This window comes from Variovorax sp. GW821-FHT09D05 (genome assembly GCF_059416325.1).
In genome coordinates this window covers 687,055-702,109 of the sequence record NZ_JBWKOZ010000001.1, presented here as the reverse complement: position 1 = coordinate 702,109, position 15,055 = coordinate 687,055, and the positions used below count along the sequence as shown (strand labels likewise).

General features: G+C 65.8%; 14 protein-coding genes. 6 read left to right on the top strand and 8 right to left on the bottom strand.

The window, feature by feature from the left end; translation table 11 throughout:
- Window positions 1-22: 22 nt before the first annotated feature.
- The 6 genes from smpB (at window position 23) to AC07O3_RS03330 (ending at window position 4,354) form a co-directional block, all read left to right on the top strand.
- Window positions 23-499, top strand: a complete 477-nt coding sequence (gene smpB / locus AC07O3_RS03355; RefSeq protein ID WP_007832247.1) for an SsrA-binding protein SmpB — start codon at window positions 23-25, stop codon at window positions 497-499.
- A 99-nt stretch (window positions 500-598) separates the two neighbouring features.
- Complete coding sequence (locus AC07O3_RS03350; protein WP_495338563.1) at window positions 599-967, top strand: COG4315 family predicted lipoprotein; 369 nt, start codon at window positions 599-601, stop codon at window positions 965-967.
- Window positions 968-985: 18 nt separating this feature from the next.
- Complete coding sequence (locus tag AC07O3_RS03345; protein ID WP_495338562.1) at window positions 986-1,501, top strand: RNA polymerase sigma factor; 516 nt, start codon at window positions 986-988, stop codon at window positions 1,499-1,501.
- Between the two features lie 13 nt (window positions 1,502-1,514).
- Entirely contained in the window at window positions 1,515-2,333 is an 819-nt protein-coding gene (locus AC07O3_RS03340) for an anti-sigma factor family protein (RefSeq protein ID WP_495338561.1), read from the top strand.
- Between the two features lie 92 nt (window positions 2,334-2,425).
- Complete coding sequence (locus AC07O3_RS03335) at window positions 2,426-2,821, top strand: COG4315 family predicted lipoprotein (protein WP_258355062.1); 396 nt, start codon at window positions 2,426-2,428, stop codon at window positions 2,819-2,821.
- A gap of 111 nt (window positions 2,822-2,932) precedes the next feature.
- Window positions 2,933-4,354: a hypothetical protein gene (locus AC07O3_RS03330; protein WP_495338560.1), complete on the top strand. Its 1,422-nt coding sequence runs from the start codon at window positions 2,933-2,935 to the stop codon at window positions 4,352-4,354.
- Between the two features lie 17 nt (window positions 4,355-4,371).
- On the opposite strand, the gene AC07O3_RS03325 is transcribed toward AC07O3_RS03330, so the two are convergent.
- The 8 genes from AC07O3_RS03325 to AC07O3_RS03290 form a co-directional block, all read right to left on the bottom strand.
- Window positions 4,372-5,289 carry a DMT family transporter gene (locus tag AC07O3_RS03325; protein ID WP_093173862.1) on the bottom strand — a complete coding sequence of 306 codons (918 nt, stop codon included), beginning with the start codon at window positions 5,287-5,289 and terminating at the stop codon, window positions 4,372-4,374.
- A gap of 19 nt (window positions 5,290-5,308) precedes the next feature.
- Window positions 5,309-7,147, bottom strand: coding sequence for a translational GTPase TypA (gene typA, locus AC07O3_RS03320; protein WP_093054766.1), 1,839 nt, complete (start codon window positions 7,145-7,147; stop codon window positions 5,309-5,311).
- Window positions 7,144-8,100, bottom strand: a complete 957-nt coding sequence (gene truB / locus AC07O3_RS03315; RefSeq protein ID WP_495338559.1) for a tRNA pseudouridine(55) synthase TruB — start codon at window positions 8,098-8,100, stop codon at window positions 7,144-7,146. Before truB ends, typA begins: the two co-directional genes overlap by 4 nt.
- A 2-nt stretch (window positions 8,101-8,102) precedes the next feature.
- Window positions 8,103-8,474 (bottom strand): 30S ribosome-binding factor RbfA, encoded by a 372-nt coding sequence (rbfA, locus tag AC07O3_RS03310; protein WP_062479819.1) that lies wholly within the window; start codon window positions 8,472-8,474, stop codon window positions 8,103-8,105.
- 21 nt (window positions 8,475-8,495) lie between these two features.
- Window positions 8,496-11,483: a translation initiation factor IF-2 gene (gene infB / locus AC07O3_RS03305; RefSeq protein WP_093054762.1), complete on the bottom strand. Its 2,988-nt coding sequence runs from the start codon at window positions 11,481-11,483 to the stop codon at window positions 8,496-8,498.
- 24 nt (window positions 11,484-11,507) lie between these two features.
- Entirely contained in the window at window positions 11,508-13,001 is a 1,494-nt protein-coding gene (nusA, locus tag AC07O3_RS03300) for a transcription termination factor NusA (RefSeq protein ID WP_093054760.1), read from the bottom strand.
- Window positions 13,002-13,017: 16 nt separating this feature from the next.
- Window positions 13,018-13,665: a ribosome maturation factor RimP gene (gene rimP / locus AC07O3_RS03295; RefSeq protein WP_495338558.1), complete on the bottom strand. Its 648-nt coding sequence runs from the start codon at window positions 13,663-13,665 to the stop codon at window positions 13,018-13,020.
- 177 nt (window positions 13,666-13,842) lie between these two features.
- On the bottom strand, window positions 13,843-15,042 hold the full coding sequence (locus tag AC07O3_RS03290; RefSeq protein WP_093074585.1) for a YbfB/YjiJ family MFS transporter: 1,200 nt from the start codon (window positions 15,040-15,042) through the stop codon (window positions 13,843-13,845).
- Window positions 15,043-15,055: the final 13 nt, after the last annotated feature.

Genomic DNA, 15,055 nt, shown 5'->3' with positions numbered 1-15,055 from the left:
GCAGCCCCCACATTCCCGAGTCATGGCCACAAAGAAACAAGATACCTCCTCCCGCATCGCCGACAACAAGAAGGCCGCGTACAACTATTTCTTCGAAGAACGCTTCGAGGCCGGCATGGTCCTCGAAGGCTGGGAAGTCAAATCGCTGCGCGAAGGCAAGGTGCAGCTCACCGACGGCTACGTGGTAATCCGCAATGGCGAACTGTTCGTCGTGGGTTGCCAGATCAACCCGCTCAAGAGCGCATCCACCCACGTCAACCCCGATTCGGTCCGTACCAAGAAGCTGCTGCTGAAGAAGGACGAAATCCGTCGCCTGATCGGCAAAGTCGAGCAAAAGGGCTACACGCTGGTGCCGCTCAACCTGCACTGGAAGGCCGGCAAGGTGAAGTGCGAGATCGCGCTCGCCAAGGGCAAGGCCGAGCACGACAAGCGCGACACCATCAAGGACCGCGAAGGCAAGCGCGAAGTCGAGCGCGCAATGAAGAACCGCAGCCGCTGAATCTTTTTTGCGGGCAATGGAATAAAAGACGGGCTGCGGGCGTTTGTGCGGTTGTCACCGGACCACCGGTGTCGCCACACACAACCCAGGAGTCTTTCCATGTCGCCTTTTCGCGCATCTTCCGCCGTATTGCTGAGCGCCGTTCTCGCGCTCCCCGCCTTCGCCCAGCCCAAGCCCGCCGACGGCGCGCTAGTCGGTGCGAACGGCATGACGCTCTACACCTTCGGCAAGGACACGGCCGGCAACGGCAAGTCGGTCTGCAATGGCGGCTGCGCCACCAATTGGCCACCTTTCATGGCCGCCGACAGCGACAAGCCGAGCGGCGACTTCACCATCGTCACCCGCGACGACGGCAAGAAACAATGGGCCGCCAAGGGCTGGCCGCTGTACTACTGGGCCAAGGACACCAAGCCGGGCGACAAGACCGGTGACGGCGTCAACGGCACCTGGAAAACCGCCAAACCCTGACCGACCGATCCACGCCCCATGGACGCCCGCCTGCTGGTCGAGCACATCCCGAGCCTGCGCCGCTATGCGCGGGCACTCACGGGCAATGCGTGGGCGGCCGACGACCTCGTGCAGGACACGCTGGAGCGCGCCTGCAGCAAGTGGCGTCTGTGGGTGGTGGGCAGCGACCTGCGCGCGTGGCTCTTCACCGTCATGCACAACATCTTCGCGAGCCAGGTGCGCCGCACGCCACCACCCCATGCCGTGGTATCGCTCGAAGACCTGCCGCACGAACTGCAGGGCGGCGTCGATCCTGGTCACGACCAGGGCACCAGCCTCGACCTGCAGCGCTGCCTGATGCAGTTGCCGGACGAACAGCGCGCCGTGCTGCTGCTGGTGACGCTCGAAGACCTGTCGTATGCCGAAGTGGCCAAGGTGCTCGGCATCCCGGCCGGCACGGTGATGTCGCGCCTGTCGCGCGCCCGCGTCCGGCTGCAGGAACTGATGGACGGCGCATCGGCGCCCGTTCGCCCCGGCCTGCGCCGCCTCAAATGAAACCCGCCGCACCATGAGCCGCCCCGCCCCGCCCCCTACCGACGACGAGCTGCACGCCTGGGTCGATGGCCAGTTGACCGCCGATCGTCATGGCGCGGTCGAGGAAGCCATTGCCAGCAATCCCGCCGTGGCCGCCAAGGTCGCTGCCTGGCACACGCAGCGCGATGCCTTGCGCCGGCTGCATGGCGAACTGCTCGACGAACCGGTTCCCGCGGCCCTGATGGGCGCACTCGATCGGCATCTGCCGCGAACGGCGCGGCACGTCTCCTGGCTTCGCTGGGGCGGCATGGCGGCAGGTCTGCTGATCGCCTTTGCTGCCGGCTGGCTCGGGAATGCCCAATGGTCCGCGCCGCGCGGCGGCATGCAACTGGCCAAGGTGCCGGCGGTGCGCGAATTCGTGCACGACGCCTCTGTCGCGCACGCCGTCTACGCACCCGAGAAAAGACATCCCGTCGAAGTGGCCGCCTCCGAGCAGCAGCACCTGGTCCAGTGGCTCTCCAGGCGCCTCGACAGGCCGCTGAAGGTGCCCGACCTCTCCACCCAGGGCTACACCCTGGTCGGCGGCCGCCTGCTGCCCGGGGAAACCGGCGCGCGCGCCCAATTCATGTTCGAAGATGCGGCCGGCGAGCGCGTGACGCTCTACATCGGCACGCTGGACGCCAATGCCGCCGGAGCCACCGCCGCACGCGAAACCGCCTTCCGCTTCGCCTCCGAAGGCCCCGTGCCCAGCTTCTACTGGGTCGACCAGGGCTTCGGCTATGCCCTCGCCGGCAAGCTGCCGCGAGAAGTTCTGCTCAAACTTGCGACGCTGGCCTACCGCGATTTGTCGTAACGACCGCATAAACTGCCGGTCGCGCAATCACATTGCCTGGCTTTCCGTCACCTGGCTTGTTTTCGCGATTTTTCAACTGAAGGAGAAACTGCATGAAATTGCTCAGCGCCTCGATCCTCGCGGCGGCCCTGCTCGCCGGCTGCGGCGGCATGTCCAACAAGACCGCCAGCGCCCCCGACACGCCAACCCGCACCGCCGACGGCGTGCTGGTCGGACCGAACGGGATGACGCTGTACACCTTCACCAAGGACACCGCCGGCTCCGGCACCTCCGCCTGCAACGCCCAGTGCGCCGCCAACTGGCCCGCGCTCAGCGTGGCCGACACCGCCAAGCCCATCGGCGGCTACACCATCATCATTCGCGAAGACGGCAAGCGCCAGTGGGCCTACAAGGGCTGGCCGCTGTACTACTGGGCGAAAGATGCCAAGCCCGGTGACAAGACCGGCGACGGCGTGGCAAACGGCGCCTGGAAAGTCGCTCGTCCCTGATCCATCACGGATCTGACACAAGAACGCCGGCGCCTGCCGGCGTTTTCTTTTATCGGCTTTTCCCGGCGTTTCCCGGTGTAGAGGCCGCACCACCCACGGCAGAATCCCCGCATGAGCCCTGACGCCAATCCGGATGCGTTCCTCGCCCTGCTGACCCAGGGCCTGATCAGCGACGCACAGCACGACGCCGCGCGCGCCCACCCCGAAACCGCCGCCCTTCCCCCGCTCCCGAGCCCGGCCCATGCGCTGGCCTGGATGCGCGTACGCGGCCTGGTCACCGAGGAAGAACAGAACGCGGCGCTCGACAAGATCGGCGACGACGCCCCGCACGCCGACGACGCGGCGGATACCGCCATCGATGCCGACGACCTCATCGAGTTGGCCGGGCAAGGCATCACGCACGAGGCAATCGAGGTGCTCTTCAGGGACAGCCTCATCGACGCCGAGACGCGCGACATGGCGCTGACGGAAACGCCGGTCGTGGGCACCGTGGCTGCGTCACCCGTGGCCACGCTGGCCTGGCTGGCAACCGAAGGCCCGCTCGAAAAGGAACGCTTCGACGCCCTGCGCGCCCAGGTCGCCGCCGAGCCGGCCTTTGCCATGGCCGCCGAGCGCACGCGCATCGTGAACGAGGCACAGGCCCTGATCGAGGCCGACGAGCAGGCCATCAAGGCATGGCAGGCTCGCGCGCAACGCAGCCGCCGCATCGGCGCGTGGAAGTTCATCCTGGCCGTGGCGGTGATCGGCGGCGGCCTCGGCTGGTACCTGTTCGCCCCGGCGAGCGTGCCCGCCTGCGACGCCGCCTCTACGCGCAAGACACTCGACAGCCTCATGCGCCGCGTGACCATGGACGTGCGCATGCGCCACCTCGACCCGAACGCCGGCACCGTGATCGAAACGCCCTCCGTCGGCAGCATGCGCGAAGTCGGCTACCGCAAGCCGGAGCGCGTGCGAGGCTGCGTGGCGGTCATGACGCGGGGCGACAGCAAGGAACCCATGGCGTACACCATCGGTCCCACGGAGCCGAAGAGCGACGAGATGGTGGTGCGCGGCGCGGACGTAGCCATCGTCGAGGCACGCTTCGGGCACCTCGACGCCGATGGCAGACCGCTCTACAACGCCGAGCCCATCGGCCGCGAGGCGATGGAAAAAGCCTTCCGCGAAGGCGCAGCGCCGTTGAGCGCGGCACGGTCGGCTTCGGCCATGCGCATGCGCCCGCGCACCGACTCGGGCCTGGTGCGCAAGGACCCGAACCGTTCGCGCGAGATCGCCGAGATCGAGCCCACGGGCCCCTGCCGCAAGCTGGACGACGGTGCGGGCCACGCCTGCCCACTGGTCATCGAATACAACGACAGCCTGCTGGGCGCCCTCTCGGGCAGCGACACCTCGTTGCCCGTGACCGGAGAATTCACCTTCGTGGAAGACAACGGCAACTGGCGCGTCAGCGACGACTTTCCGAAGACCTTCGTGCGCAAGGTGCTCGAAGCGCGGCTGAGCAGCATGGGCGTCACCGACGCGGCCATGCCGCAGTAGGCAGAAGCGCCAGTCGATCAGTGCGCGCCCGGCACCGCGGTGTCGGCGACCGTGGTGCGCCGACCGCGCAGCGCCAGCAGTTCGTTGAACACCAGCGCGCCAATGACCAGCGCCCCGCCGGTCAGTACGCTCGCTGCGGGCTGCTCGCCCGCACCGATCCAAGCCAGCGCGATGCCGAAAATGACTTCCAGCAAGGCCAGCAACGCGACTTCAGGCGCCTTCAGCACCTGGGCGCACAACACCGACAGAACGCAGGGAATGGCGAGCTGGAACACGCCCAGAAAGGCCAGCAGTCCAAGGTCGTGCGCGCTCGCCTGGAACGGCCATGCAAAGGGCAGCGTGAAGAGCGCCGTGAGCACTGCGCCGATGAGCACCGCGGGCACCAGATCCACCTTGTGGCCCTTCGCCTGCGCGTGCTGAACCACGGTCCAGTTGGCCGCGCCCGCCAGCGGCACGCACAGCGCGAGCAGCGTGCCGGCCAGCGATCCGCCCCCGCCCTGCATGAGCTGCGTGCCGTACATCCAGCCGATGCCCGCACCCGCGACCACGATGGCCAGCCAGGTGCGCGCGGGCAGCTTATGGCCGATGAAGAAGCGCGCCGCCAGCGCGGTGAGCAGCGGCCCGAGCGACATGGTGACGAGCACGCTGGCCGTCGAAGCCAGCGTGAGCGCGACCATGAAGGCCGTGAACATCACGGCCCAGCACACGCCCGAGATCCAGAGTTCGCGCCCGCCGCGGCGTAGTTGCGAGAACACGGCGCGGCCTCGCCAAAGCGGCAAGATCACCAGCAGCGCCAGCGTCGTGAAGAGGCTGCGCCAGAAGGTGATCTCGAAACTGTGCGCCTGCGCCAGGTGGCGGGTGACGACGCCCGCCGTGCCCCACATCAGGGTCACGACGACCATCAGCCAGACGGCGCCGCCGTGCGTCAGGCGCATGGCAAATCGACGGAGTCGATCAGCCTTGCGACGTATCGCGGCCGGCGCGCTTGCGCTCGTGTTCCTTCAGGTAGCGCTTGCGCAGGCGCACGCTCTTGGGCGTGATTTCGACCAGCTCGTCGTCCTCGATGAATTCCACGCCGTATTCGAGCGTGAGTTCGATCGGGGGCGTGATCTTGATCGCGTCTTCCTTGCCCGAGACGCGGAAGTTCGTCAGCTGCTTGGTGCGCGTGGCGTTCACCACCAGGTCGTTGTCGCGGCTGTGGATGCCGACGATCATGCCTTCGTACACCGGATCGTTCGCCTTCACGAACATGCGGCCGCGGTCGTCCAGCTTGCCCAGGGCGTAGGTGAAGATTTCACCGTCGTCCATGGAGATCAGCACGCCGTTCTTGCGGCTGCCGATGTCGCCCTTGTGCGGCTCGTAGCTGTCGAAGATGTTGCTGATGAGGCCCGAGCCGCGCGTCAGGTTCAGGAATTCGTTCGTGAAGCCGATCAGGCCGCGCGCCGGAATGCGGTATTCGAGGCGCACGCGGCCACGGCCGTCCGGTTCCATGTTGACGAGTTCACCCTTGCGCTCGCCCAGTGCCTGCATCACGCCGCCCTGGTGCTGGTCTTCGATGTCGGCCGTCACCAGTTCGATCGGCTCGTGCTTCTCGCCGTTGACGGTGCGGAACACCACGCGCGGCTTCGACACGGCCATTTCATAGCCTTCGCGACGCATGTTTTCCAGCAGGATGGTCAGGTGCAGTTCGCCGCGACCCATCACTTCGAAGATGCCTTCTTCGTCGGTTTCGTTCACGCGCAGCGCAACGTTGTGCTGCAGTTCTTTCTGCAGGCGGTCCCAGATCTGGCGGCTGGTGACGAACTTGCCTTCGCGGCCGGCCAGCGGGCTGGTGTTGACGCAGAAGTTCATCGTCAGGGTCGGTTCGTCGACCTTGAGCATCGGCAGCGGCGCGGGGTTCGCGGGGTCGGTCACGGTAACGCCGATACCGATGTCGGTGATGCCGTTGATCAGCACGATCTCGCCCGGGCCGGCTTCAGTGGCCTGCACGCGGTCCAGGCCCTGGAAAGTCAGCACCTGGTTGACGCGGCCCTTGATGGCCTTGCCGTCCGGGCCTTCCATCACCACCACGTCCATCATCGGCTTCAGGGTGCCCTGGCTGATGCGGCCCACGCCGATGCGACCGACGAAGGTCGAGAAGTCGAGCGCAGAAATCTGCAGTTGCAGCGGCGCGGCGGGATCGCCCTTTTGCGCCGGCACGTGCTTCAGGATGGTGTTGAACAGGGCCGACATGTCGGGGCCCCACTGCTCGCCCTGCGCGCCTTCTTCCAGCGACGACCAGCCGTTGATGCCCGAGGCGTACACCACGGGGAAGTCGAGCTGTTCGTCGGTCGCGCCGAGCTTGTCGAACAGGTCGAAGGCGGCGTTGACCACCTTGTCGGGGTTGGCGCCCGGCTTGTCGACCTTGTTCACCACGAGGATGGGCTTCAGGCCGAGGGCCAGCGCCTTCTTGGTCACGAAGCGCGTCTGCGGCATCGGGCCTTCCTGTGCGTCGATCAGCAGCACCACGCCGTCGACCATCGACAGCGCGCGTTCCACTTCACCGCCGAAGTCCGCGTGGCCCGGGGTGTCGACGATGTTGATGTGCGTGCCTTCCCAGGTCACGGCGCAGTTCTTGGCCAGGATCGTGATGCCACGTTCCTTTTCGATGGCGTTGTTGTCCATCACCGTGTCGACCACTTTCTCGTGCTCGGCGAAGGTGCCGGACTGGCGCAGCAATTGGTCGACCATCGTGGTCTTGCCATGGTCCACGTGGGCAATGATGGCGATATTGCGAATTTGCTTGGTACTCATGGTGTCGCTTCGGTCTGTTGTGCGTTCAAAAGAATTTGCTGGATTTCGATGGGGTTCAGCAAGCGCCCCGGGATCAATTCGCCGGCCGTTACATGGGCTGTGCCCAGGAACGCCTGCGGGTCGGAGCCGAACACGGCCACCTCATCGGCATCGGCCCAGCCGCCACGGCGGCGCAGACCCGAAAGAAAACGTGCCGCATCTTCCGCGCCGAGCGTGACGCGGCTGTGGCCGTCCACCAGGGCTTCGGCAGGCAGGAGTTGTGCCAGGCGCTCTTCCTCGTCCATGGCTTCGAGCGCTTCGAGCGTGATGCACTGGGCCTCGACGAAGCCGCCCGTGGCGGTCCGGCGCAGCGAGCTCAGGTGTGCACCACACCCAAGCGCCTCGCCGATGTCTTCGCCGAGGGTGCGGATGTAGGTGCCCTTGCTGACGGAGGCCAGGATACGGATGACGTCGTCGCCGATCGCGCTGAGTTCGAGCTTGTGGATCACGACGTCGCGCGGTGCCCGCTCGACTTCGACGCCTTCACGCGCGTATTCGTACAGCGCCTTGCCGTCCTTCTTGAGCGCGCTGTGCATCGGGGGCACCTGGCGGATCGGGCCGGTGAACTGCGCCTCGACGCGCGCCAGGTCTTCAGACGTGACGTGCACCGGCCGCTCGGCGATCACTTCGCCCTCGGCATCGCCCGTGGCAGTCTTGATGCCCAGGCGAGCCGTGGCCTCATAGGTCTTGTCGGCATCGAGGTGCAACTGGCTGAATTTGGTGGCCGCGCCAAAGCACAGCGGCAGGACACCGGTGGCGAGCGGATCGAGCGTGCCGGTGTGGCCTGCTTTTTCCGCGCGCAGCAACCACTTGGCCTTTTGCAAGGCCTGGTTGCTGGAGAGTCCCAGCGGCTTGTCGAGCAACAACACCCCATGCACAGGGCGCCGCTGCACCCTTGTGCGTGGCGCGTTCATGGCTAGTCGTCTTTCGAGCGCGAAGCGACGGCTTGCGCGATGAGCGCGTTCATGTCGGCTGCACGCTCGGTGGTGCGGTCGAACAGGAAGTGCAGCGTGGGCACGGTGTGGATGTGCAGGCGCTTGAACAGGCCGTTGCGCAGGAAGCCCGCGGCCTGGTTCAGCGCTTCGGTGGTCTCGGCCACGTCGCCCGTGAGCAGGCTGAAGAAAATCTTCGCGTGCGCATAGTCGGGCGTGACCTCGACGGCCTGGATCGTGACCATGCCCACGCGCGGGTCCTTCAACTCGCGCGCGATCAGCTCCGTCAGATCGCGCTGGATCTGATCGGCAACCTTGAACGCGCGGTTGGGGGCGGCGGCTTTTCTCTTCGGCATGGACTTTCTCGCATGGAACGCTTACAGCGTCCGGGCGATTTCCTTGATCTCGAAGAATTCGAGCTGATCGCCCTCTTTGATGTCGTTGTAGTTCTTGAGCTTGATACCGCACTCAAAACCTTCGCGGACTTCGCGCACATCGTCCTTCATGCGCTTGATCGAGTCGATTTCGCCCGTGTAGACCACCACGTTGTCACGCAGCAGGCGGAAATGCGCAGTGCGGTTGACCGAGCCCGAAGTGATGTAGGAACCTGCAACGGTACCGATCTTCGAGGCCACGAACACCGTGCGGATTTCGGCCGAGCCGATGATTTCTTCGCGGCGCTCCGGTGCCAGCATGCCCGACATCGCGACCTTGATCTCGTCCACGGCGTCGTAAATGATGCTGTAGTAGTTCAGCTGCACGCCGTTGTTCTCGGCCAGCTTGCGCGCACCGGCATCGGCACGCACGTTGAAGCCGATCACGACCGCCTTGGAGGCGATGGCGAGGTTGATGTCGCTTTCGCTGATACCACCCACGCCGGCGTACACCACCTGCACCTTGACTTCGTCCGTCGCCAGCTTGAGCAGCGATTGCGCCAGAGCTTCCTGCGAGCCCTGAACGTCGGCCTTGATGATGATGCGCAGCGTCTGCACTTCGCCCGCCGACAGGTCGGTGAACATGTTCTGCAGGTTCGCGGCCTGGGCCTTCGCCAGCTTGGTGTTGCGGAACTTGCCGGCACGGTAGGTGGCGATTTCGCGCGCACGGCGCTCGTCGCTCATCACCATGAACTCGTCACCCGCTTGCGGCACTTCGGTCAGACCCTGGATTTCGACCGGGATCGACGGGCCTGCGGTCTTGGTCGACTTGCCGTCTTCGTCCAGCATGGCACGCACGCGGCCATAGGTCGAGCCAGCCAGCACCACGTCGCCGGTCTTGAGCGTGCCGGACTGAACCAGCACGGTAGCAACCGGGCCGCGGCCCTTGTCGAGCTGGGCTTCGATGACCAGGCCCTTGGCGGCGGCATCCACCGGCGCCTTGAGTTCCAGCACTTCGGCCTGCAGCAGCACCTGTTCGAGCAGGTCGTCGATGCCCTGGCCCGTCTTGGCGGACACCGGCACGAACGGCACGTCGCCGCCGTACTCTTCGGGGACGACCTCTTCGGCCACCAGTTCCTGCTTCACGCGGTCCAGGTTGGCGTCGGGCTTGTCCACCTTGTTGATGGCAACCACGATCGGCACACCAGCCGCCTTCGCGTGCTTGATGGCTTCCTTGGTCTGGGGCATGACGCCGTCGTCGGCCGCCACCACCAGGATCACGATGTCGGTAGCTTGCGCACCGCGAGCACGCATGGCCGTGAAGGCCTCGTGACCCGGGGTGTCGAGGAACGACACCATGCCGCGATCGGTTTCCACGTGGTAGGCGCCGATGTGCTGCGTGATGCCGCCGGCTTCGCCGGCTGCGACCTTGGCGCGGCGGATGTAGTCGAGCAGCGAGGTCTTGCCGTGGTCGACGTGACCCATGACGGTCACGACCGGTGCACGCGGCAGGGCTTCGGCGGTTTGCGCCGACACGTCCTCGTCGGTGAAGGCTTCCGGGTCGTCAAGCGCGGCAACCACCGCGTTGTGGCCCATTTCCTCCACCAGGATCATTGCGGTGTCCTGGTCGAGCGACTGGTTGATAGTCGCCATCTGGCCGAGCTTCATCAGTTGCTTGATGACCTCTTGCGCCTTGACGGCCATCTTGTGCGCGAGCTCGGACACCGTGATGGTTTCGGGCACATGCACTTCGAGAATGCGCGCCTCGACCGGTGCGGCCGGCGCATGTTGCTCGTCGTGACCGCCGCGGTCGTTGCCACGGCGACCGCGCGGGCCTCCGCGCCAGTTGCCGCGACCGACACCACCGCTGGCATCGCCGCGGGTCTTGATTTCCTTCTTCTTGGCAGGATCGCCAGCCCAGCTCGACGAGAGCTTGGCGGACTTGACTTCCTTGCCTGCGGCACCGGCAGCGCCGGGTGCAGCTGCTGCAGCGCCGGGAGCGGCAGGTGCGCCGGCACGCGCTGCGGGCGCGGTCGGCTTGTGCAGCGTGCCCTTGACCGCGGCCTTCTCGGGCTGCGGCTTCTCGGGTGCCTTGTGCGGCACCAGCACGCGGGCCGGTGCGTTCATCATGGCGCGGATGGCTTCGGCTTCGGCAAGGGCCTTGCGGCGACGCTCGTCGAGATCCTTGGCGCGTGCGGCTTCTTCGTCGGCGCGGGCCTTCGATTCGGCGGCGGCCTTGGCCTTCGCGTCTTCCTTGGCCTGCGTCGCAGCAGTTTGCGCGGCGAGCTTGGTGTCGGCAGCCTTCTGCTCTGCAGCAGCAGCGGCGGCCGTCACGGCGGGCGCGGGGGCAGCCGCCGGCTTGGTGGCCGTGGTGCTGTCCTTTGCGCTCGCGGCGGCGGCAGCTGCTGCGGCAGCGGCCTTCTTCTCGGCGGTTTCGGCGGCGACACGTGCGGCTTCCTGCTCAGCCTTCTCAGCCTTTTCGGCCTGCTCGCGTTCGCGGGCTTCGGCTTCTTCGCGCAGGCGGCGCTTTTCAGCCAGCTCTTCTTCCTGGCGGCGGATCAGCTCGGCCTGGCGGCGCGCTTCTTCCTCGCGGCGGGCCAGTTCGGCTTCGTCGATGCGGGGAGCGGCGGGCGCGGCGGCAGGTGCCTCGGCCACTTGCTGCGCCGTCTCAGGCGTGGCGGGATGGCCGTCTTCGCGCTGGATGAAGGTGCGCTTCTTGCGCACCTCGACCTGGATGGTGCGGGCGCGGCCGGTGGCGTCGGCCTGCTTGATCTCGCTGGTCGACTTCTTGGTCAGCGTGATCTTCTTGCGCTCGGGCTCGACGGTGCCGTGGCTGGCCTTCAGGTGGCCGAGCAGGCGCTGCTTGTCAGCCTCGGTGAGCGCATCGGTGGCGGCCGCTTTGGGCACACCTGCGCTCTTGAGCTGGTCAAGCAAGGTTTCGGGAGTCTTCTTGAGCTCGTTCGCGAACTCGGCGACAGTGGTACTGGACATATTGGTTTCGTGCCTCCATGACCGTCACTCTTGGCCGGCGAACCAGTGTTCGCGGGCTTTCAAGATGAGGGCTTTGGCGTCATCGGCGCTTTGGCCGGTGATCTCGGTGAGTTCATCGACCGCGAGGTCGGCAAGATCGTCACGGGTGTTCACACCCGCTTCGGTCAGCTTGGGAATCAGCTCGGGGTCCAGGCCTTCGAGGTCGTGCAGGTCTTGCGACACCGTCGACTGGGCCTCGACGCCCTCTTCCTTGGCGATTTCCATGGTCAGCAGCGCATCCTTGGCACGCGAGCGCAGCTCATTGATGGTGTCTTCGTCGAAGGCCTCGATTTCCAGCATTTCGGAAATTGGCACATAGGCCACTTCTTCGAGGCTGTTGAAGCCTTCCGAAATGAGGATGTCGGCGATTTCCTCGTCGACGTCGAGCTTTTCCATGAAGAGCTTGCGGCTGGCGTCCGTTTCGGTCGCCTGCTTCTGGGCCGACTCGTTGGCGTCCATGATGTTGATCTTCCAGCCGGTGAGGTCGGAAGCCAGGCGCACGTTCTGGCCGCCGCGGCCGATGGCGATGGCGAGGTTTTCCTCGTCGACCACCACGTCCATGGCGTGCTTTTCTTCGTCCACCACGATCGACGACACGTTGGCCGGGGCCAGCGCACCGATCACGAACTGGGCCGGGTCTTCGCTCCACAGCACGATGTCCACGCGCTCGCCAGCGAGCTCGTTGGTCACGGCGTTGACGCGGGTGCCGCGCACGCCGACGCAGGTGCCGATGGGGTCGACGCGCTTGTCGTGCGATAGCACGGCAATCTTGGCGCGCGAACCCGGGTCACGGGCGCAGCTCTTGATTTCGAGCAGGCCCTGCTCGATTTCGGGCACTTCCTGGCGGAACAGCTCGATCATGAACTCGGGGGCCGAGCGCGACAGGATGATCGGCGCGCCGCGCAGCGTCAGGTCGACTTCCATGATCATGGCGCGCACGCGGTCACCGTTGCGCAGGTTTTCCTTGGCGATCATTTCGCTGCGGCGCAGGCGCCCTTCGACACGGCCGGCCTCGACGATGATGTCGCCCTTGTCCAGGCGCTTGACGGTGCCCACGAAGATCTTGTCGCCGCGCGACATGAAGTCGTTGAGCAGCATCTCGCGCTCGGCGTCGCGGATCTTCTGCAGGATGACCTGCTTGGCGGCCATGGCGCCGATGCGGCCGATCGGCACCGAGTCCACCGCTTCTTCGATGTACTCGCCGACTTCGATGTCCGACATTTCTTCCTTGGCTTCGAACAGGAGGATTTCCTGGTCGGGCAGCTGCAGGCCGGCCTCGTCGGGCACGACGTGCCAGCGGCGGAAGGTTTCGTAGTCGCCGCTGTCGCGATCGACCGCGACGCGAATGTCCACGTCGCCCTGATGGAGCTTCTTGGTGGCTTGCGCCAGAGCGGACTCGACCGCACCGAAGACCACGTCACGCTCGACGTTCTTCTCGCGCGAGATCGCATCCACCAACATCAACATTTCGCGATTCATGCCACCACTCCTCTAGTCAGTCCGGAACCTGCGTTCCGTCGTCAATATCCGAAAAACCCGGTTGGGTTTTGGCCTTGCGGCCCTTGAAATCCACAATAGGCGCGAGCCGCGCCTCGCGCAGCTCGTCCAGCACGAAGCCCAGCGCCTGCAGCGTTGCAGGCACGCGCTTCTTGCTCACTTTTTGACCCGGCTTGGGCTCCGGCGCATCGCTCCAGACGATTTGCCAGCCCTGGGCGCCGACAGCGCCCTCAACCTGTGCAACACGCTCCAGCGTGCCGCGAAACTTCTTGCGAGTGGCCGACACCTGGCCCGCCGCCGCAGCACCCATGGGCGCCTTGAGCGTGATGTCGATCACCTCGCCCACGAAACGCTCGAAATCCTGCTCATTGCGTAGCGGACGGTCAATACCGGGCGAGGACACCTCGAGCCGCTTGTAATCGACACCATCGACCTCGAGCGCAAATTGCAATTGGCGCGTTACCTTCTCGCAGTCTTCGACCGTCACGAAGGGCTCGGGCACGCCGGCAGCCGCATCTTCCAAGGTGGGGGCCGTCCAGGGCAAATCAATCGTCACGCGCAGCAATCCCCCGGCCGAGCGTTCGATCTCGACCAGGTCATAGCCGAGACCGGCCACGGTTTGTTCCACTATTTGCTGCAATGCCACGTGTTCGAAGGTGCCTTTTAAATACTGGGTTCATGCCATCCGCCCGCCACAGATGCCAGATCGCCATGAATGCTCAGAATGCATAGACCAAAAAAAACGGGCGGTTGGTACCCGCCCGTTTGGTCGTGAGCCTCGAATTATATGCTATTTGTGTAATAAATGAAGGGGCTTCGAGGCTCAGCCACCTATTGATTGGCGCGATTTGAACCAAACCAATGCGAATAGCACCGCGCCGAGCGCCAATGCCGCCGCCGCGACCAGCAACGGCAGCTGAAAAGACCCCGTCCGCTGGGCCAGTGGCGCCGCAAACAGCGGCCCGACGATCTGCCCTACTCCATAGGATGCCGTCGCGTAGCCGATCAGCCCGGCAGCCGCATTGCCGCGCAGCCGGCGCGCATCCCGCATGGCAAAAAGAGTGATCGCGGTAAACGGCATGCCCAGCAGCAGGCTTCCGAGCGCGAATCCGGCAATGCTCGGCCATGCCACCGACAGCACGACGCCCAGCGCCTGCAACGCGTAGGCGCAAGCCAGCAGTAGCCGGTTGTCCCAATGCGTCGGCGCGCGGGCCCCGATCAGCGCGCCCGGAATGATGGCCAGCCCGAACAGCGGCCAGAAGAAGTCCGGCCAGGGCGATCCCGGCAGCGCCTGCCGGGCGATCACCGGCAGGAAGGTGGCGGTAATGATGTAACCGAAGCCCGCCAGCCCATAGAGCGCGACCAGCCAGATCGCATCGCTACGGTCAGCCGGACCGGCCACGCGAACCGCCGCAGCAGGCGCCGGAGCGGCACCACCACCTGCGGATGCCCGCTCGCCGTCGTCGAACACCCGCCAGATCACCGCGATCAGCACGACCGCCAGGATGCCAAGGCCGATCCACCCCGCCTCGGAACCCCAGCGCCCCAGCGCACCACCGAGCAGGCCCGTCATCGCGATGCCGATTCCCGGCCCGGTGTAGATCACGCCGGCCAGCGTCGGCGCGTTCGTCTCCGCCAGCCGGCGCAGGCCCCAGCCTGAGGCGAAGACGAAGACCCAGGCGCTCATCACGCCTGCCGCCGTGCGCAGCACGCCCCAGCTCGTGAAGCTGTGCAGCAAGCCCATGCCGATCAGCAGAGCGGCCGTGGCCACCAGCCCGCCCCGCACCATGCTCGACGCCTTGATGCCAATGGCGGCACAGCTCACCGCACCGAGGAAGTACCCCAGGTAGTTGAGCGACGCCAGCACCCCGCCCGCCGCCAGCTCCAGCTTTCCCTCGTGCAGCATGATGGGCAGCATGGGTGTGAAGGCAAAGCGCCCCAGGCCCATCGCCACTGCGAGGGTGACCATGCAGGCCAGCGCCGCGCGCCAGGCTCCGCGCCGGTCGCGTCCGATTTCCGACATTTCTTGCAGTCTC